The sequence below is a fragment of the Paraburkholderia fungorum genome (assembly GCF_046027605.1).
In the GTDB taxonomy this organism is placed as follows: Bacteria; Pseudomonadota; Gammaproteobacteria; order Burkholderiales; family Burkholderiaceae; genus Paraburkholderia; species Paraburkholderia fungorum_F.
The window spans coordinates 1-19800 of the sequence record NZ_JAQQEF010000030.1; the positions used below are offsets into that span (position 1 = coordinate 1).

A 19800-nucleotide genomic window follows, 5' to 3' on the forward strand; every position below is an offset into this window, starting at 1 on the left:
TTTGCGGCGGCAAAGAGAAGTAGGTGCCTGCCCCGCACAGGGGCGACGCTAATACACCAATAACACAGCAAGGAAAGGCCAACGCCGTAGGCAAACAGACAACAAGCGCCGCGCAGGCAAACAAACCAGGAAAACCCCAACACCACAGGCAAACACCCCCCAAAAGCGCCCCGCAAGAAAAACCCTTTATACAGAAACCTGATACCCAAACCGACTAACAGTCTCAATCCTCACCTGAGGCACATCCCCTACAAGCTTCCTCCGCAACCGGGACACAACAAGATTGACACTAGAAGGATCAACATCCTCCTTCTCCGGCCACGCATAACGGATCAGCTGATCCCTTGCCACCGGCGCATTGACCTGCTTCAACAGGCACTCAAGCAAGAGAAACTCCCGCCGCGTAACGGCAACCCGCCGTCCGCCAAAAACGAGTTCCCGCGTAGCGGCATCCAGGCAAGCCCCACCCTCAGCGGGCAAAACAGAAGCCGCGGCAGAAAACCCAGCCCCCCCGCCGACGGCCAGTCGCCCGCCCCCAACCCGCTGCAAAGCGGCCATCCTCTCATGCATTTCAATAAACGAATAAGGCTGACAAAAACACGCATCCGCGCCGGCGCGCAAAACCCTTGTCCGATCCCGCGCGGTGGCCATCCCAAGCACGGCGACAATCGCCGCCCCATTCGCCGCCGCAGCGAACTCTCCAATAAACCCCTGCAAAGAAGAGTAAAACCCAACCTCAAGCACCATCAAGACAACCGCATCGTACGGTTCCTGCGAAGCAAGAAAAACCCCGTCCCGCAGATCGTCAGCCCGTTGCAGACTATGCGCGCTCTCTTGCAGCGCCTTGAACAGCCACGCAGCTTCCGGATGAGGAGGTCCAACAAACAGGATGCGCATTTACCACCTGCCATGACAAGAAAGAAACCAGACCTCATGCAAGCGTCCTCGACCAGCATTCGATGCTAATCCGGGTGCCAGGTTTCGCATTCCCGATCTTCATCGTGAAGTCATGCACCCGCATCACCGCTGAAACAATGCTCAAACCCAACCCCGATCCAGCCAGGTGCCGGGTACTTTCCCCACGATAAAAGCGCTGCAGGACCGCATCGCGCTCATCCGCGGCAATGCCGTGCCCGTTATCGACGATATCCACCTGTGGCCCCGCCGAAGTCTGTCGAAGTTCCATGCGCACCGCCCCGCCTTCAGGCGTGAACTTGATCGCGTTATCCACCAGATTGCTCAAGGCCTCAAACAGCAACGCACGGTCGCCATGAATCGCGTCGACGGGTTGCACATCCACGGATAGCTGAATCGAGCGGCTCTCGGCGAGTGGTTCGTAGAGTTCACCCACCTCCTCCACCAATGTCTCCAGTTGCATTTCGCCGAAACCACCGCGCCGCTTCAGCGTGCCGATCTCGGAGATACGCAACATCGCGCGAAAGCGGTCGAGCAATGCATCCGTCTCAGTGCGAGCGCGCTCGACGAGCTTCGACAGCGCGGCGTCGTCGAGCGTATTGGTGCGCTCCGCCGCATGCGCCAGCAAGGTTCGCACATGCGCGAGCGGCGTGCGCAGATCGTGTGCAATGCCATCGCACGCACCCTTCACTTCATTCATGAGACGCTCGACTTCCGCGAGCATATGGTTCACCAGATGCGCGAGCATATCCACTTCATCGCGTCCGCCAATCGGCAAGCGCTGCGCGAGATCGCCCTGCGCAATCCGCTGCGTGACCCGCCGGATCGCTTTCAGCCGGCGCATCTGCCGCACGCTCAGCGCGAGGCCCCCCGCCACGCCCGCCAGCAGGCACACGATTCCGCCGCCCACCAGTGCGTTGATGATGGTCTCGCGAATCCGCAGGATATGTGTCAGATCACGCGCGATGACCAGCGTCGAGCCGTCGTTGCGCCGTTCGGCCATAGCGCGAACCACAGGCGTCTGGTCGTTGCGCACCAGCGAAAGCACGAGGTCGAGCGTTTCGCCGGAGCGATCAGTGGGCAATTGCGACGGATACTTCAGCACGTCACCGGCCATCAGATGTCCGTCCGCGGCGAACAGACCGTAGTAATTGGTGTGCATGCGCTCGTGTTCGATACGCCGATGAATCGCGTCGGCAAGACCCGCGTCAGGCACTGAATCGAAGTAGACCAGTTGCCAGTCCATCACCACATCGGTCTCGCGCTCCATATCGCCGGTCACGGCCCAGCCGATATAGCCCAGCAACAGCATCACCGAAAGCGAAAAAATAACCGCATAGATGGATAGCAGGCGAAACGTGGTGGAATGCCAGCGCTGTCCGAGCGCGGACTGAACCGGGGAGGTTGGGTCCATCAGAATGCCCTGCTCATGCGAGGATATAACCCGAGCCCCGCACGGTCTGAATCATTGGCGTGACGCCGGGGGGGTCGATTTTTTTGCGCAGCCGGCCCATGTGCACGTCGATCAGATTGGTGCCCGGGTCGAAGTGGTAACCCCACACCGCCTCGAACAGCATGGTGCGTGTGATGGTCTGTCCCGCCTGCCGCATCATGAATTCAAGCACGCGATATTCGGTGGGCAGCAAGTCGATCTCTTCGCCATCGCGCTGAACCTTGCGGGAAATCAGATCGAGCTCGAGCGGGCCGACCCGCAGATGCGTTTCGAGTGATGTGGCCGGTACCTGACTGCGGCGCAATAGCACTTCGAGGCGCGCGGTCATTTCTTCGGGATCGAAAGGCTTGGTCAGATAGTCGTCGCCACCGGCGCGCAGGCCGCGCACCCGTTCGTCCACATCGCCCAGCGCGCTCAACATCAGCACCGGCGTTTGAATGCCGATGCTGCGCATGGTGGTGAGGATCGTGAGACCGTCCACGCCCGGCAGCATGCGGTCAAGCGTGATGACGTCGTAATCCTTGCTGAGCGCGCGCGCCATACCGTCACGGCCGTTGGCCACCCAATCGACGGTGAAGCCGCGGCTTTCCAGTTCCCCGACAATCTCAGTCGCGGTAATTTCATCGTCTTCGATCGTCAGTACTCGCGACATGATCATTGCATGCGCCGCAGCCCGCTCTACCGATGCAAGCGGCGGGCACGACCGGTTATCAGTAGTAGGACATGATGCCATATTCGGCTTGCGCGTTTCAGAGCACGGGCGTGCGATTCGACGGCTGTCGCCGCTTTGCCTCATTGCTTGTGTGCAGGCTACACGCGCTTACATGGCGAGTGAATATCCGCTTCATGAAGAAAAATTTAAGTTCGCCGTTAGTCCGTTGAAAACGAACGACCACACACTAAAACAAATTTCATTTCCCCGACGTCACTCCGGTAGGACGCCTCAACTAACCTTCTGCCATCCCGCTGCTTCCCTTGCGGTCCGACTCGAACCTTTATCGTGGATGGTATCAAAATGAAACTCGCAACCAGCACACTCGTCGCCACCCTTCTGCTGATCGGCAGCGCATCGGCAATGGCCGCGCCCGGCCTCACGCCGCAGCAATGCAACAGCTACCCCTTCAAACAACTCAAAGGCGAAGTCACGCACAAACAGTTGATGCAGGAGCTTAGCGAACTGGAAGCGGTCGGCTACAACCCCGGCGGCGACGATGACGAATACCCCAGCGATCTGCAAGCGGCAGAACAAAAAGTGCAAGCCGAATATCGCGCCGACTGCCTGCCGGCCGCAAACATGACAACTTCGCAAAGCTCAGCCACCATGGCGCCTTCGCAAGTATCGGCGACCCCGGCGGGCTAGTGTGAGCGTTTAGCGGCGCGTCTTGATTCACAGGCTCACAACGTCAATTCGAACGACCTTGTCAGGATGCCAGGCAATTGCATGCCGCCCGTGGCGCGCTCGCCCCATGTCGAATCGCTCAGGAGCAGTTCCGCTTGCGCGCCGAGTTGTTCGAGTTCGCTGCCGAGGACACGGTACAAACTGTCGTCGAAACGCATGGCTTCGAGCGGCGCGACGATTTGCCCGTGCTCGACCCAGAAGGTCGCGAAGCGCGTCATGCCGGTTAGGCGGCAATTCATCCGGTCCGAGAAATTCACGTACCAGAGATTGCCGATGTAGAGACCGGTATCGAGTTTCGCCAGCACGTCTTCTTCAAGCAGATCGCCCGCTTGCATCGAGAGCGCCGCGGGCGACTCGTTCGCCAGCGCACCGTTGGGCGTCAATCCATATTCGCGCGCGCTGCGTGCATTGGTCAGGTGTTCGGCACTGTGGCCGGACTGGATCAACGGCACGCTCTCGCGCAGGTAGCCGTCATCGTTAAAGCCAGGCGTAATGCCGAGATTCAGATCTTCGCTGATCGTGACGCGTGGGTCGACTGCGATTTCTCCCACATGCAGTTTATATAGCTCGCTACGCGAACTCGCCTGGGCGCGCGCGGAGAAACCGCTCCATGCCGTCACGCCGAGCAATTCCGCGAGCGCTTCAGGCGCGAGATACGAGCGATAGCGCCCGGGCGCCAAGGTGCGCGGCGTGCGCGCGAGCATGGGCAGACGCGCAGCGGCCTGCTCGACCTTGCGGGCGAAAACGGCCTCGCTCCACGCGTCGCCGGCGTAAGTCGTTTTGATCGCGCGGCCGCTCGGATCGTATAGCGACCAGCTGAAATTGAAGTTATCGACTTCGTACCAGCCGCGGCTGCCGCTCGTGGACGCGAAACCGCGCACGATCGTGCCGCCCGCATAAAAGCCCACGAAATCGAGTCCTTGTGCGCATTCGGCAACGATGCGCAACAGGCTCTCCGGTTCCGGCAGCTTGCCTGAACGTTGGGTGGTGCGCTGCCAAGTCGACGTGTCGAACAACAGATGCGGATCGTCCGCCGCACCGCGCAGACTTTCACGCAAGGTGGCGAGCGCCGCGCTCACCTCGTCCAGATCCTGTTGCAGATCGCCGCAGACGGTCAACGTCGAATAGGCCTGCCGCGCGCCGTCGATCAAACGCAAGGTCAGCTTGCCTTGCGAGACACTGCCGATCTGCCGCACCTTGCCCGCGTTGAAGCGGATAAAGTCGGACTGCTCGCCGGCGAATGAACTCAGCGTGGTTTCCGCGCCTTGCTGCAAACTTTCGATCGCATCTGCAAGCGACGTGAAATGCTGTTGCCAATCGACCAACACCGCAGAACGCGACGACATGAACTGGCTCATCATGCGCCTCCAAACACGTCGATATTGCTGAACACACACGCCGGCGATGCGTGGCCGACGCGAATGATCTGAGCCGGCTCACCCTTGCCGCACATGGACGTGCCGTAAACCTCGCGCGTGTCAGCGTTGCCCACCGCGCTCAGGCTGCGCCAGAAATTCGCCGAGATGCCGCGATAATTCGGTTGCTTGACGATCTGAGTCAGCTTGCCGCTTTCGATCAGTTGACCGAACTCGCAACCGAACTGGAACTTGTTGCGATGGTCGTCGATCGACCAGGACGTATTCGTGCGCATCAGAATGCCGTGTTCGATGTTGCCGATCATCTGTTCCAGCGAGCTCTCGCCGGGTTCGATGTTCAGATTCGCCATCCGGTCGATCGGTGGCCGGTTCCAGTTCGACGCGCGTGAATTCGCCACGCCCGCCATCTGCGCGCGTTGCTGCGAAAGCGCGCCGCCGAGCGGACGCTCGAGCACGCCGTCGCGGATCAGATAGTGTTTCTTCGCTTCAGTGCCGTCGTCGTCGAATGCGTACGCTGCCGCTTCTTCGCGCAATTCCGGGTCGAAGGTCACGTTCAGCAGTTCCGAACCGTAGCGGTACGAGCCGAACATGTCCTTTTTGACGAAGCTCCAGCCGGCGAAGTTGCGCTCGTCGCCGAGAATACGATCGAGTTCGAGCGGATGGCCAATCGATTCGTGAATCTGCAGCATCATCTGATCGGGCATCAGCAGCAAATCGCGCTTGCCCGATGGGCAATTGGGCGCGGCCAGCAATTGCAGCGCTTCATTCGCGACACGCGCGCCCGAGCCCTCGAAGCCAAAGCGCGTCAGCACCTCCATGCCGCCCTGCCCCAGGGTGCCGTAGTTGCCGCCAAGAGTACGCACCTGGGTATCGCCGTTCGCGTGCGCGGCCACACTCAATTGCGGCATCACGAACTGGAACTGCTGATCGATCCGTACGCCGTCGCCAGTGACGTAGAGCTGATCGGTATGCGTAATCTGCACGGCCGCGACGCGTTCGACAATCCGCGCGTCGAGATTCGCGCCCGCGCATTCCACGGCGAGGCGCTCCAACCATTCGGCGCGGCTCGGCAACGCGTGCTGCGCATTCGGCGACACGTAGTGGCCGCTCACCGCAGGACGCGCCACCTCGCGATGGTCGATCAACGATAAGGCCGCGCTCGCTTCCGCGCGCGCCGTGGCCAGATTCAGCGCCTCCTGCAAGCCAGTGGCACTCAGATTCGGGGTAGCCGCATAGCCCGCTCCCGCGCCCACCCATGCGGTCAGCATCGCGCCGCGATCGCGTACCGTGCGCATGGGTTGCGCGATGTCGTTGCGGATCTCGTGATCGTCGACTTGTTCATCGACAATGCGCAGCGACCAGAACGCCGCACGGCTCGTAAGCGACAGGGCGGCTTGCGCCCAACGTTCGTCAATCATGGATGGGTCTCATAGAATCTGCCGCGCCCGCGGACCACGCCGGCAGCGACTGGGTATTTCTGGCTGCGTGTACTGCTGTGCGCAAGCGTCTATTCAGAATCAGAACGAACAGCCCGGCAGGAAAGGCGCAAGACCTATTGCACCGTTCCGCTAGCTCAGCCGTTCGTGCCCTCTATTGCCACCACGGCCACATCGTTCTGCGCTCGCGCGAGCACCGGACGCAGCGCCGCACCCGTGTGGCTGGCGGCAACGCGGCACAATCCCTCGGGGTCCGTAGCGGCGACGATGGTGCCGCCGCCGACACCGCCTTCCGGACCGAGATCGATGATCCAGTCCGCCTCGGCGATCACGTCGAGATCGTGCTCGATGACGACGACGCTATGGCCGCCGTCCGCGAGACGATGCAGTACGCGAATCAGCTTCGCGACGTCCGCCATATGCAAGCCGACAGTCGGCTCGTCCAGCACATACAGCGTATGAGGCGGCTTCTGACCGCGCCGCGTGATGTCGTCGCGCACCTTGCTCAACTCGGTGACGAGCTTGATACGCTGCGCTTCGCCACCCGACAACGTAGGCGACGGCTGGCCCAGCGTGAGATAGCCGAGCCCGACGTCTTTCATCAATTGCAACGGATGCGCGATGTTCGAGATCGGTCCGAAGAACTCGACGGCTTCGTCGATTTCCATGGTCAGCACGTCGCCGATGTTCTTGCCGCGCCATGTGACCGCCAGCGTTTCCGGATTGAAGCGCTGGCCGTGGCAAACGTCGCATGGCACCTTCACGTCGGGCAGGAAGCTCATGCCGATGGTACGCACGCCCTGCCCCTCGCATGCCGGGCAGCGTCCTTCGCCGGTGTTGAACGAGAAACGCGATGCCGTATAACCACGGGCACGCGCTTCGAGCGTGCCGGCGAACAGCTTGCGGATCGCATCCCATACGCCGATGTAAGTTGCCGGACACGACCGCGGTGTTTTGCCGATCGGTGTCTGATCGACTTCGAGCACACGGTCGATGGTTTCCCAACCGGTGATCGCAGCGCAGCCTTGCCAGGCGTGCGTGACGTTCAGCGGCGCGCGCGGCGCCGTGCGCGCCAACACGCTTGAACGCCGGTTCGCCGCCGGTTGCGTCTCGGCCGCCGCGCGCGCACGCCGCGTGGCCGGCGACGACAGCACCGAACGCCCGACCGCATCCAGCAAGTTGGCCATCAGCACGTCGCGCGCGAGCGTCGACTTGCCTGAACCGCTCACACCCGTCACCGCGACAAGACGCGAAAGCGGGATCCCAACGGTAACGTTTTGCAGGTTGTGCAAGTTCCCGCCGTGCACCGTCAGCCAGTTCTCCGGCACCGCGGCTGCGCGTTTGCTCGGCGCGACCACCTCGCGGCGCGGCTGTAACGGATGCACGATCGGATGAGCGAGAAACTGCCCGGTCAGAGAATCGGGCTGCGCCGACAGATCGGCCACACTACCTTGCGCGACCAGCGTGCCACCGCGCTTGCCCGCACCCGGCCCGATATCGATGATGTGATCGGCACGCCGGATCGTGTCCTCGTCGTGCTCGACCACCACCAGCGTATTGCCCTTTTCGCCCAGCTTGCGCAACGCGTTGAGCAAAATCTGGTTGTCGCGCGGATGCAAGCCGATGGTCGGTTCGTCCAGCACGTAGCACACGCCTTGCAGGTTGCTGCCCAGTTGCGCGGCAAGCCGGATACGCTGCGCTTCGCCGCCCGACAGGCTCGGCGCCGCGCGATCGAGACTCAGATAACCGAGCCCGACTTCCTCCAGAAATTGCAGACGGCTGCCGATTTCGCTCACCACGTCGCGCGCGATTTCCGCGTCCCGGCCAGTCATCTCCAACGTATCGATCCACGCACGCGTGTCGGACACCGTCCATTGCGCGACGTCGACAATGGCCTGCTCGCCAAACGTGACCGCGCGTGCGGTCGGGTTCAGACGCGTGCCGCCGCAATCCGCACATGGTTCGTCGACGAGGCCTTCCGGTTCCTGTTCCTCTGAAGGCAAACTCTGCTCGCGGCCGCGATTGTCCTCGGCCATCACGGTATCGTCGTACGCCGCGCGTTGTTCGCGCGTCAACGCGAGGCCCGTGCCGACGCAGGTCGTGCACCAGCCATGCTTGCTGTTGTACGAGAACATGCGCGGGTCGAGTTCGGGATAGCTCGTGCCGCAGACCGGGCAGGCGCGCTTGGTGGACAGGACCTTCACCGCACCGAGTTTCGCGGTGGGATGGCCGCCGCTGATCGCGTCATGCAAGCCGTCGAGCGGCGCCAGCAGATGCATGACGCCCTTGCCGATTTCGAGCGTCTGGTCGAGCGCCTGGCGCAGCGCCGCTTCCTTGTCCGGCGACACGACGAGGTCGGTCACCGGCAATTCGATGGTGTGCTCGCGGAAACGATCGAGCTTGGGCCACGGGTCCACCGGCACGAATTCGCCGTCCACACGCAGATGCGTATTGCCGCGCGCTTTCGCCCACTTCGCGAGGTCGGTATAGACGCCTTTGCGGTTGACGACGAGCGGCGCGAGGAAGCCGACGTGTTGCCCCTTGTGATCACGCAGCAATTGCGCCGCAATCGATTCGACGCTTTGCGATGTGACCGGCGCGCCGTCGTGGATGCAATGTTGCAGACCGAGCTTCACATAGAGCAGGCGCAGGAAGTGCCAGACTTCGGAGGTGGTCGCCACGGTACTCTTGCGGCCACCGCGCGACAAACGCTGTTCGATCGCGACGGTAGGTGGAATGCCATAGACCGCGTCCACCTCGGGGCGCCCGGCCGGCTGCACGATGGAGCGTGCGTATGCGTTCAGCGATTCGAGGTAACGGCGTTGCCCTTCGTGGAACAGAATGTCGAAGGCCAGCGTGGACTTGCCCGAACCGGATACGCCGGTAATCACATTGAACTTGCCGTGCGGAATATCCACATCCAGCGCTTTCAGGTTGTGCTCGCGCGCATTCACGATGCGCACCACGTCCTCGCCTTCAATCGCCCTTCGCGCACGCGCCGCGCTCAGTGCCTTCTGCAGTGGAATGCCCTGCGACGCAGGTTCGGCCGCTGCATTCATCGCGCGGTCGTATTGCAGCAATGCTTCGCCGGTATGCGACTCAGCACAGAGCTTGACGTCTTCCGGCGTGCCCGCGCACAGCACCCTGCCACCGCCGTCACCGCCTTCAGGGCCGAGGTCGATCAGCCAGTCGGCTGCACGGATCACGTCGAGATTGTGTTCGATCACAATCAGCGAATGACCACTCGCCAGCAGCTTGCCGAACGCCTGCATCAGTTTGGCGATGTCGTCGAAATGCAGGCCGGTGGTCGGCTCGTCGAACATGAACAGGCGTTTTGCGACCGGCTGTTTTGCGCTGCGCGCGGTACGTGCCTGCGCCGATTCCGCGAGAAAGCCCGCAAGCTTGAGCCGCTGTGCCTCGCCGCCGGACAAGGTGGGCACCGGCTGGCCGAGCTTCACGTATTCGAGGCCGACATCGACGATGGGCTGCAGCACGCGCAATACTTCGGCATCTTTCGCGAAGTAGGCGGTGGCTTCGCTCACCGTCAGTTCCAGTACGTCCGCGATGCTCAACGCGCGCGCCGGCTCGCCGCGCTCGATTTTCACTTCGAGCAGTTCCGCACGATAACGGCGCCCGTCGCAATCCGGGCAGCGCAGATAGACGTCGCTCAGGAACTGCATTTCAATGTGTTCGAAACCCGAGCCGCCGCAGGTCGGGCAGCGCCCGTCGCCGGAGTTGAAGCTGAACATGCCGGGGCCGTAGCCGCGTTGCTGCGCGAGCGGCGCTTTGGCGAACAGCTTGCGGATTTCGTCGAATGCGCCGACGTAGCTCGCCGGATTCGAGCGTGCGGTCTTGCCGATCGGCGACTGGTCGACGAATACGACGTCTGTGACCTGGTCGGCACCGGTCAGGCTTTTGAATGCGCCGGGCGATTCGGTGGCGAGACCGAAATGCCGCGCCATGGCCGGATAGAGCACATCCTGCAGCAAGGTGGACTTGCCTGAGCCCGACACCCCTGTTACGCAGACGAGCCGCTCCAATGGAATTTCGACGCTGACGTCCCGCAGATTGTGTTCGGTTGCCCCTTCGAGCACGATGCGCGGCGTGCCGGCATCCACCGGCCGCTGCGACCAGTGCGCCGCGTCCGCCACGTGCCGGCGACCACCAAGATACTCGCCGGTCAGCGTGCCGGACGAGCGGATCGCCTCGGGCACACCGTCGTAAATGATCGAGCCGCCCCGTTCGCCGGGCCCCGGGCCCATGTCGATCAGGCGATCGGCAGCGAGCATCACCGAGGGATCGTGTTCGACCACCACCAGCGTATTGCCCGCGTCGCGCAGCCGATGCATGGCCTCGACGATCCGGTTCAGATCGCGCGGGTGCAGGCCGATACTCGGCTCGTCGAGCACGAACAGGGTTTTGGTCAGCGACGTGCCCAGCGCCGTGGTCAGATTGATCCGCTGCACCTCGCCGCCCGAGAGCGTGCGGCTTTGCCGGTCGAGCGTCAGATAGCCGAGCCCGACGTCGCACAGATACTTCAGACGCGTACGCACTTCGGCGAGCAATAGTTTGAGTGCGTCGTCGAGCAGTGTGCTCGGCAAACTGATCTCGTCGAAGAACCGCCGGATGCGCTCGATCGGCATCAGCATCAGATCGTGCACAGTCAGACCCGGCAAGGATTCCAGTTGCGCCCGCGTCCACTCGACGCCGCGCGGCATGAAGCGCTTTTCGGGCGCCAGCCCCTCATCCGCATTCTGCTTGTTACCGAGGCGCCATAACAGCGATTCCGTTTTCAGACGCGCGCCGCCACAGGTTTCGCACGGCGTGTAGCTGCGGTATTTCGACAGCAGCACGCGGATGTGCATCTTGTACGCTTTCGATTCGAGATATTCGAAGAAGCGTTTGACGCCGTACCAATGGCTTTGCCACTTGCCGTTCCAATCCGGCGAACCGTTGATGACCCAGTCGCGTTCGGCGTCCGTCAGCTCGCCCCAAGGCGTGCCACGGCGGATATCGGCTTTCGCCGCATAGCGCATCAGGTCGTCCTGGCACTCTTTCCAGGCCGGCGTTTGCATCGGCTTGATGGCGCCTTCGCGCAGGGTCTTGCGCGCGTCGGGGATCACGAGGCCGAGGTCGACGCCAATGACGCGGCCGAAGCCGCGGCAGACCTCACATGCGCCGTAAGCCGAATTGAACGAGAACAGCGCCGGCTGCGGATCCGCATAGCGCAGATCGCTCTCGGGGCTGTGCAGGCCGGTGGAGAAACGCCAGATTTGCGGCTCGGCTTCTTTGGCTTCCGGCGCCTCCGGCGCGGCGGGCAGCACGTAAATGTTGACGCGGCCGGCGCCGCGCTTGAGCGACGCCTCGATGGCTTCGACCACGCGCTGCTTGTCGACCGAGCGCAAACGGAAGCGGTCGGCCACCACGTCGAGCAGCTTGCGCTTGCCGGTGGGCGAATCGACTTCGCGCTGCGCCTGCACGCGCGTGTAGCCGCTCGCGGAAAGCCACTGCTCCACTTCCTGCTCGGAGGCCGTTTCCGGCAACTCGACCGGAAACGTGACGACCAGCCGCGGGTCATGCTCCGCCGTGCGCTCAAGCAATTCGGCGTAGATCGTTTCGGGCGTGTCGTGGCGCACCTGGTGCGCGGTCTTGCGGTCGAACAGCTCGGCCGCGCGCGCGTACAGCAGCTTCAGGTGATCGTTCAGCTCCGTCATGGTGCCGACGGTGGAACGCGAACTGCGCACCGGGTTGGTCTGGTCGATCGCGATGGCGGGCGGCACGCCGTCCACGCGGTCGACTTGCGGCCGGTCCATGCGGTCGAGAAACTGCCGGGCGTAGGCGCTGAAGGTTTCGACGTAGCGCCGTTGCCCTTCCGCGTACAAAGTGTCGAACACGAGACTCGATTTACCTGAACCGGAGGGGCCGGTGACGACCGTCATTTCGCCGGTGCGTACGTCGAGATCGACGTTCTTCAGGTTGTGCTGGCGTGCGCCGCGAATGCGGATGATTCCGTTAGATGCCAATTTTTCCGACCGTCTGAATGAGTGGACCACCTCTCACGGACGCCTCGCGACCGCGCAAGTTCAGTGTGCCCGAGCCGGCGGGAAGACACGCCAAAGACCCAGGTTGCAGGGGGTTACTATACTGTATATTTATACAGTTTTCTATCCTGGAGGCTACGGATCGGCGTAGGGTATGGCGCGTGGGTCTCAGCGGCAGAATCATGCCGGACCGCCTGTCGGCGATGGTCAGGGTCGCGCGCGGGCGAGCATGCGTCGGTGGAAAATGACCGCGCGCCCGGCGCTTTCACAAGCGGACCGGGCGCAGTCGAAGTGGGTCAGCAGAACAGCCGAAACCTTAAAACCAACCCGACCTGTATTTCACTGATGCGGGTTCTCCGTGTCGGGGATATTGCCCTGGTCCAGGAGGTTCAAAATATAGGCAATCTGTTCGTCGGAAAGAGACTGGGCGATCGCCTGGGCATCCGCGGCAAGCTGCGGACTCTCGCCCTCGAGTTCCGGCTGGCCTGCAGGCCTGGTTTCGCCACCACTCGAGGTCCCCGGCTGGGGCGAACCAGCTGCTACCGGATGCGACTGCGCGGCTTGCTGCTGGAGAATAACGTCGTCTATGAGGTCCTGTACCAATTGCAACTTCGCCGGACCGAGACTGTCCAGGACTTCGTCCATAAACGCCGGGATCAATCCGCCCTCTGACTCCGCCGCAGCGGCGCTGCCGTCTGGTTCTAGACGCTGACGTTTCGGGGCAGGTTCCGACGAACCCACCGCGCCCGGGTGCCCAGTTTCCCGGCCTGTCGACGTACCCGGTTGCGGGGAAACGGAAGCCCGCGCCTCGCGCCTTGCTATGTTCCCTCAAGCGCATCTAGCATCGCGGGATCCGCCTCGGCAAAGGCATCGAGCGCGCCCTCTTCCAGTCTGTATTCGCCATAAATCCGGTCGACCGCTGACGACGAAATCCCGAGATCCTTTGAAATGTTCTCCTTTATCTCCCGTTGCTCCCCCATGGTCTTCTGTGCCCGCGCTTGATTCATCCGGTCGATGACCTGCTGGCGTACATCCAGGGCAATACCTGAAACAGACGGTAGGGCTATACCGTTGTCGCGCGCTATTCTGTACACCGTAGCCTTTGCCACACCTAGCTTCCTCGCCACAGCGGCGGGCTTCATCCCCTCCTTCAACAAATCAATCGCCTCCTCGCTGGTCTTCGGGGGTATCGCGCCACGGCGTACGGGAACGACCAGGTTGTACTCATGGGCGATTGCCCTCACTACGTTATATTTCAACTTAAACCGGCTGTGAACCTCAGCCATGGAGCGCCCCGCGGAGAGCATGTCGGCAGCCGCCTGCCTAGTCTCTATCGGGACGCGACGGTCGATTGCCAGCGCTATACCGTACTCTTGGGCAACGCTACGCACGGTGGCATATGATGTCTTCGTGCCCGCAGCCACGTCGTCCACGCTTAGCCCCCGCCTGAGCCCTTCCATAATCCCGTGTAGCGTATCGTCCGGAATTTGACGTATCTCGTCCCGCACCCTCATAGCCTCCTCATGTGCGACCTGCCGTACCCGCTCTGGCGATAAGCCCATAGCATCGGCCACCTGCCGCTGCGTCTGCCATCCATCTAGCCGCCGGAGTATCTCGCGCTTCTGCTCCGGGGTAAGCTCCGGCGTCGGTTTCGGGCCGCCCCCTTTAAGCCCCACGTCGCCATGTACCTCGAACGTTCCATCAGCGGCGATGCGCACCGGATACGTCGGCTTGCTCGCATCATGCGGATGAATCACCCGTAGCGTGCCGTTGTCCGCGTCGTACTTCACCTTGTACCAGTGGCCGTCCTTCTCGATATGCCGGCCGCCCTGCTTGTCGACGAACACGTTGTTGCGCCAGTCCAGTTCGCCCGATGGCCGCGACTCTTCGTATGACGAAGGAACCGGCAGCCCTTCCGCGCGAGGCGCCGACGCCTGCTCCGAGCCTGCCGCCCCTGTTTTCTGGACCGATCCCGCTTCGCCAGACGGACTGTTCGGCTGCTGGGGCGCCTTGGGGGCAGTTGGGTCCGGCAGTGCGCCGAGGCTTCGCGCGATCCGCTCCTTTGCCGACATCGGCAACGACGGTTCCACGTTGGCCTCGACCGGGTGCAACTTCCCCAACTCCATTTCCGAAGCTTCGCCCAGCCCGAACTTGCCCTTGAGCATCGGTAGTTTGTCGAGACCGCCCATCAGCAGGCCGCCGATCATCAGCGTCGTGTCGAGCACCGCCTCTTCTCCCGAACTCAACCCGCCGTGGTTCGGTATCGCCGCATCCAGCAACTGGCCGGCCAACCAGTCCATCCCCGGCAGCGGCATCAGGCTGTTGAGCACCTTGCCCGTTGCATAGAGGACCTTGTCGAGCGTATCAGGCGTGTGCTCGCGCATCATCTGCCGGCTTTTCTGGTCGAGGTCCTTTGTCGTATCGATGTATTTCTGCGCCAGGTTCTGCACATACTTTCCGTCCGCCTGCGGCAACGCCTGGCCGATGTCCCAGTAGAGCTTCGGCGTCCCGACCTGATCCAGATAGTGGCCCTTGTCGCCGTTCGCGGTCAGTTCATGCACAGCGCCCGATTCCAGCGCATGGACGCGCTTAAAGATGATGGAATTCGGATCGTTCAGCCCTTGCTGGAAGATCAGCAGGTCACGCGCCTTCTCGTTCGCGGAGCGTTGCATGCCCGGCGCATGCCAATAGCCGGGATTGTCGCGCTCCTGCTGCGACAGTCCGTCATCTGACAATAGCTTTTCGCCGATCGACTGATAACCGTATGTCTGCGCGTATGCCTCGGCACGCTTGTCATTCCATTGCGGGTCGTCCGTATACGTCGGCAGACGGATGTTCTGGGCGGTGTAGTGCTCCGCTTCGTTCAGGATCCGCTCGACCCGCTGCGTCGACGCGGTCCATGCCTGCTGTTCGCTCGCAGTCTGCGTGGTCACCGCCTTCTGGATGTCCGTCTGCATCTGCTTCTTGAGCTGCACGGCGCTCTTGAGTGCCTGTGCACGCGTCGCGTCGCTCGCGCCTGGAGCGACAAAGGCTTCATAGTGCTGGCGCAATGCCCTCATCTGAGCGCGTCCTCCGTCTTGCAGATACTGGACACCGACCGGCGCGTTAAACATCGCAGCGAGACGGCGAACCGGATCCTGCTCGATATTGCTCAGCTCCTTCGACACATCGGCCTTGAGCGCGGCAATCGCCGCACTCCGTTGCGCCGGTGGCTGCTGGAGCGCCTTCATTGCGCGGGCGGAATAGGACTCGCGCGTCGACTCATCCATCTGCGCGAGTTGTGCGGTCAGTCCGACAATGGCCTGGTCATCCTTGACGGTTGACGGCGGCAGCCCTGTCAACGAGAGGTCCGAATACTGCGCAAGCTGCCTGGCCGCGCGTTGATCGTTTGAATAGTTCAGCGATGGTTTGCCGCTGCCGCCGTCGTATCGGTCAATGAACTTTTGGGCGGCGTTGCTGGCCGGTGATACACCAGCTCCAACACTGGCCGAAGCCGCCACTGCCGCGTTGCCGGCACGGGCGTCCGGAGCGTTTCCCTGACGCGCCATCGCAGTCTGGACGCGCCCCAGCGTAGACGGCTGCACGGCCGCACTCCCCTTCGGCGCGCAATGCGCAGCGGTATTCGCCGGCGCCACCGATTTACGCTCCTTACCCTGCGCGTCATATTTCGTCAGATCCTTCCCTGAACGAAGCATCTGATGCATCGCCTGCTGCCTTGCCGGCTGCCCATCCGCTTTCGACTGCACGCCCTCCTGTACGGACGACGCTGCATCACGCACGTTACCTGGTACTCCATACTCCTCAGGATCGACTGCATTGCGCTGAACGACGGTTACGCTCATTTTGATACTCCCTGTTCTCAGCCCACGTCCCGACTCACCGATCAATCGGTCATCGACGAATCGCCATAGAAGAGGTATCCACGCGCAGACCCTGGCCGCCCTCGGCAAAACACCGCCGCGGGTACGGCGCATTGGCTTACTGGATTCGAGTATTCGGGCGCATGTCCACGCTCATCACGAACATGGCCTGCGAGCCGCACGGTGGTTGCCGTCTAACGATGTCGCGCGTGTGCTGCCGCACCCGGCCTGCGCTAGCTCATCGGCCACAACTGTCTCGTGTGGCCTTACGCACTCTTCGATTTGATCGTAACGGACTCGCGCATTCAACCTGACATATCCCAGCTGTACATTTTTCTAATTACGCCGGCCGTTCAGATCGCGCTGACACGCACAGACAAGGCGGTGTCCAAAACACCTCGCGCACTGCGCGCATCTACCGCTGGGCTTTCGCCCAGCGCATAAGCCACGCAGCGTTTTGCCAACACGTCGGTCGGATCGACCAGCCGCACTGCCAGCCCACCTGGCCGCGCCAGCGTCGAACCGCGCAGCAGCAGCGGCAACTCGGTACAGCCCAGCACGACGACCTGCACGCCTTGCGTGATCAGGTCATCCAGCGCTGCGGCGAGGTCATCGCAACACTCGCCCGAGGTGTAGCCCGCCTTGGCGCCGCGCGGTCCATAAATCGCGTTCATCAGCCGCGCCTGGGCGGCCGCGGCCGGCGCGATCTGCACGAAGCCGCACGTGTCGAGCGCCTTCTCGTAGACGCGGCTTGCAAGCGTGCCCGAGGTGGCCAGCAGGCCGACTTCGCGCAGGCCGGGGAAGGTCTCGCGCAGATAATCAGCGGTGCAGGCCAGCATGTTGACGATCGGAATGGTCAATGACGGCTGGATCCGTTCGATGAACGCATGCGCCGTATTGCACGGAATCGCGATGAGATCGGCGCCGCCCTCTTCCAGCGTCTTGCAGGCCGCGTAGAGCGCGAGGGTCGGATCTTCGCCGTGACCGAGCAGTGCCTCGGTGCGATCCGGAATATGCGGATTGTGCTCGACCATCACCTTGATGTGATCCTGGTCGCGTGCGGCCGGCGTGTTGCGCACCAGTTTCGCCATGAAATCGACGGTTGCCGCTGGGCCGACACCGCCCACCACGCCCAGCTTGAAACGCCGCTCCCGCTGCGGATATTGCGCCGTGGCGAGGTAGCGCGCGTAGACCAGATTGGGGTCGACGAGCGGCACTTCCAGCGCGCCGAGCGCGTGCGCGACCATGGGAATTTCAGTGAGCCCGGGCAGAATGATTTCCGCGCCTTGAGCAATGAGGTCCGCGCAAGCCGCACGCAGCAATTCGACTGGGCGGCCAACCAGATGTCCGCCTTTGATGCCTTCGTCACCGTACACGGCACTCGTGACGCGATCGACACCTTCTTCGTTACGCGGATGCAGCACGTCGAACCGCGCATTGTCGAAATAGCGTTCGAACAGGCCGTTATTGCGGATCGTGTCGGAGGTCAGCACGCCGACGCGGCGGACCGACGGAAAGACCTGCCGCACATGCGCCGTGAGCGCGGTCATGAGATTGGCGATCGGCAGCGCCACGTTCGCGGAGAGTTCGTCGATGAAGATGTGACTGAGAAAGCACGGCAAGACGATCGCGTCGACCCCGCGTTTCTCGAAGGCGCGAATCGTGTCCAATACATGGATCTTGAATGGCACGCTCGCCGCGCTTAGCGACGCCGGTCCCGGCCATGCTTGCTGCTCGAGCACGAAATCGAATGACCTGGCCGCGCCTGTCCGGCGCCAGGCCGCGCTCATCCGGCTCAACACGTCGACGCCGGCAAGCGGCGATGCGCCTGTCACAACCCCTAGCGAACGATGACGATGCATGATGGTTTCCCCCGTCGTTTTTTCAGTTCGCCTCGATATTAGGATGCTTTTGGGGGTTCGGGATGAACTTAACCACGAAATAGCGGGTTTATGCCTGGCAACGCATCGGAACCTAAGCCACTTCGACCACACCTTGCGCCGCGCCTCGCTTGCGGCGCTCCAACGTGCCGATGCACACCAGCGAGATCCCGGCGAGAACACTGTAAAACACCGCCAGCGGCCACCATGCCCCCGGATACCGATGCGCGAGCAGCGTGCCGATCAAAGGTGTCAGGCCGCCGGCCAGCGCGGCGCACACCTGGTACGACAGGGAAATAGCCGAATAGCGGACTCTTACCGCGAACGCAGTCGACATGAATCCCGCCATCACGGCATAGGAACTCGACATGCACATGACCGCCAGTGCGATGCCGATCACAATCGCCACCGGCCGCCCGGTCGATACCAGCGCGAACATCGGATAAGGCGACAGCATCGCCAACGCCGCTGCGCCCTTCAAAAACCTTCCCGTACCGATGCGTTGCGCGAACCACCCTGAGCCTAGCTGTGTGAACAACTGAATGAACGCCACCACGAACAGGCAATCGAGAATCAACGACCGATCGAGCCCAAGCGTCTGCGTCGTGTAATTCAGCATGAAGGTGTTGACGAACCACGCGCCGGCCACGCCGATCACATTCGCGCCCAGACACAGCAGCAAAGTGCGCCACGCGTCGCGCACCACCTCGGCGACCGGCAGCGCAGCCACGCGCCGTTGCGCTTTGAGCGCCTTGAATTCAGGCGATTCGTCGACACCCGCACGGATCAGCAAGCCAACCACCAGCAACACCGCGCTGGCGAGAAACGGCAAGCGCCAGCCCCAGCTGAGAAAGGCCTCTTTATCCATCGACGCCACCGCGCGAAACGCGAGCAACGACAGGATCAATCCGGCCGGACTGCCGAGTTGCGCAAACGACGCAAAGAAAGTGCGCCGTCCCTGTGGCGCATGTTCGCTTGCCATCAGCACCGCGCCGCCCCACTCGCCGCCGATCGCAACGCCCTGCGCGACGCGCAGCAGCACCAGCAACACCGGCGCCCAGACGCCGGCGCTCGCGTACGTCGGCAGGAAACCGATGCCGACCGTACCGACACCCATGATCGCCAGCGTGGCCACGAGCGCCTTCTTGCGGCCGATGCGATCGCCCAGGTGGCCGAACACGAGGCCACCGAACGGCCGTGCAAAAAAGCCCACTGCGAAGGTGCCGAACGAGGCCAGCGTGGCGAAGAACGGATCGCTGCCCGGAAAGAACAGCTTGCCGAAAATCAGCGCGGAGGCGGTCGCGTAGATATAAAAGTCGTACCACTCGATCGTGGTGCCGACAAAGGCCGCCGCTGCGGCACGGGTGGGTTGCCGGCCTGCGGCGTGGTCGTCTGACTCGCGATTCATGTCTTTCGTCTCCAGGGTCGTTCTTTTGAATG

General features: G+C 62.5%; 11 protein-coding genes. 1 reads left to right on the top strand and 10 read right to left on the bottom strand.

Translation table 11 applies throughout. The annotated features are described in order from the left end of the window. Window positions 1–186: 186 nt before the first annotated feature. From PQR53_RS32710 to PQR53_RS32720, 3 genes are read right to left on the bottom strand one after another with little or no spacing between them, the layout of a single operon-like run. On the bottom strand, window positions 187–897 hold the full coding sequence (locus tag PQR53_RS32710) for a winged helix-turn-helix transcriptional regulator (protein ID WP_408463625.1): 711 nt from the start codon (window positions 895–897) through the stop codon (window positions 187–189). A gap of 34 nt (window positions 898–931) precedes the next feature. Next, window positions 932–2329 carry a sensor histidine kinase gene (locus tag PQR53_RS32715; protein WP_408463628.1) on the bottom strand — a complete coding sequence of 466 codons (1398 nt, stop codon included), beginning with the start codon at window positions 2327–2329 and terminating at the stop codon, window positions 932–934. Window positions 2330–2342: 13 nt separating this feature from the next. Beyond that, window positions 2343–3020 (bottom strand): response regulator transcription factor, encoded by a 678-nt coding sequence (locus PQR53_RS32720; protein ID WP_408463631.1) that lies wholly within the window; start codon window positions 3018–3020, stop codon window positions 2343–2345. Between the two features lie 363 nt (window positions 3021–3383). On the opposite strand from PQR53_RS32720, the gene PQR53_RS32725 reads away from it, so the two are divergent. Further along, window positions 3384–3728 (top strand): DUF4148 domain-containing protein, encoded by a 345-nt coding sequence (locus tag PQR53_RS32725; RefSeq protein ID WP_408463634.1) that lies wholly within the window; start codon window positions 3384–3386, stop codon window positions 3726–3728. 35 nt (window positions 3729–3763) lie between these two features. On the opposite strand, the gene PQR53_RS32730 is transcribed toward PQR53_RS32725, so the two are convergent. The 7 genes from PQR53_RS32730 to PQR53_RS32760 form a co-directional block, all read right to left on the bottom strand. Continuing rightward, the gene (locus PQR53_RS32730; RefSeq protein WP_408463637.1) at window positions 3764–5125 is read right to left on the bottom strand and encodes a TldD/PmbA family protein; all 1362 of its coding nucleotides are present in this window, start codon (window positions 5123–5125) and stop codon (window positions 3764–3766) included. Continuing rightward, window positions 5125–6561, bottom strand: coding sequence for a TldD/PmbA family protein (locus PQR53_RS32735; RefSeq protein ID WP_408463640.1), 1437 nt, complete (start codon window positions 6559–6561; stop codon window positions 5125–5127). The genes PQR53_RS32730 and PQR53_RS32735 overlap by 1 nt, the downstream gene beginning before the upstream one ends. A 155-nt stretch (window positions 6562–6716) precedes the next feature. Continuing rightward, window positions 6717–12602, bottom strand: a complete 5886-nt coding sequence (uvrA, locus tag PQR53_RS32740) for an excinuclease ABC subunit UvrA (protein ID WP_408463643.1) — start codon at window positions 12600–12602, stop codon at window positions 6717–6719. 357 nt (window positions 12603–12959) lie between these two features. Continuing rightward, window positions 12960–13265 carry a hypothetical protein gene (locus PQR53_RS32745; protein WP_408463645.1) on the bottom strand — a complete coding sequence of 102 codons (306 nt, stop codon included), beginning with the start codon at window positions 13263–13265 and terminating at the stop codon, window positions 12960–12962. A gap of 173 nt (window positions 13266–13438) precedes the next feature. Next, complete coding sequence (locus tag PQR53_RS32750) at window positions 13439–16462, bottom strand: helix-turn-helix domain-containing protein (protein ID WP_408463648.1); 3024 nt, start codon at window positions 16460–16462, stop codon at window positions 13439–13441. Window positions 16463–16833: 371 nt separating this feature from the next. Then, window positions 16834–18342, bottom strand: a complete 1509-nt coding sequence (gene cuyB, locus PQR53_RS32755) for a cysteate racemase (protein ID WP_408463651.1) — start codon at window positions 18340–18342, stop codon at window positions 16834–16836. Between the two features lie 112 nt (window positions 18343–18454). Continuing rightward, window positions 18455–19768, bottom strand: a complete 1314-nt coding sequence (locus PQR53_RS32760; protein WP_408463654.1) for an MFS transporter — start codon at window positions 19766–19768, stop codon at window positions 18455–18457. Between the last annotated feature and the right edge of the window lie 32 nt (window positions 19769–19800).

Bases quoted from the DNA above. Each gene is read 5' to 3' on its own strand.
- PQR53_RS32710 (WP_408463625.1), bottom strand. From the start codon at position 897: ATGCGCATCCTGTTTGTTGGACCTCCTCATCCGGAAGCTGCGTGGCTG.
- PQR53_RS32715 (WP_408463628.1), bottom strand. From the start codon at position 2,329: ATGGACCCAACCTCCCCGGTTCAGTCCGCGCTCGGACAGCGCTGGCAT.
- PQR53_RS32720 (WP_408463631.1), bottom strand. From the start codon at position 3,020: ATGTCGCGAGTACTGACGATCGAAGACGATGAAATTACCGCGACTGAG.
- PQR53_RS32725 (WP_408463634.1), top strand. From the start codon at position 3,384: ATGAAACTCGCAACCAGCACACTCGTCGCCACCCTTCTGCTGATCGGC.
- PQR53_RS32730 (WP_408463637.1), bottom strand. From the start codon at position 5,125: ATGAGCCAGTTCATGTCGTCGCGTTCTGCGGTGTTGGTCGATTGGCAA.
- PQR53_RS32735 (WP_408463640.1), bottom strand. From the start codon at position 6,561: ATGATTGACGAACGTTGGGCGCAAGCCGCCCTGTCGCTTACGAGCCGT.
- PQR53_RS32745 (WP_408463645.1), bottom strand. From the start codon at position 13,265: ATGGACGAAGTCCTGGACAGTCTCGGTCCGGCGAAGTTGCAATTGGTA.
- PQR53_RS32750 (WP_408463648.1), bottom strand. From the start codon at position 16,462: ATGAGCGTAACCGTCGTTCAGCGCAATGCAGTCGATCCTGAGGAGTAT.
- cuyB (WP_408463651.1), bottom strand. From the start codon at position 18,342: ATGCATCGTCATCGTTCGCTAGGGGTTGTGACAGGCGCATCGCCGCTT.
- PQR53_RS32760 (WP_408463654.1), bottom strand. From the start codon at position 19,768: ATGAATCGCGAGTCAGACGACCACGCCGCAGGCCGGCAACCCACCCGT.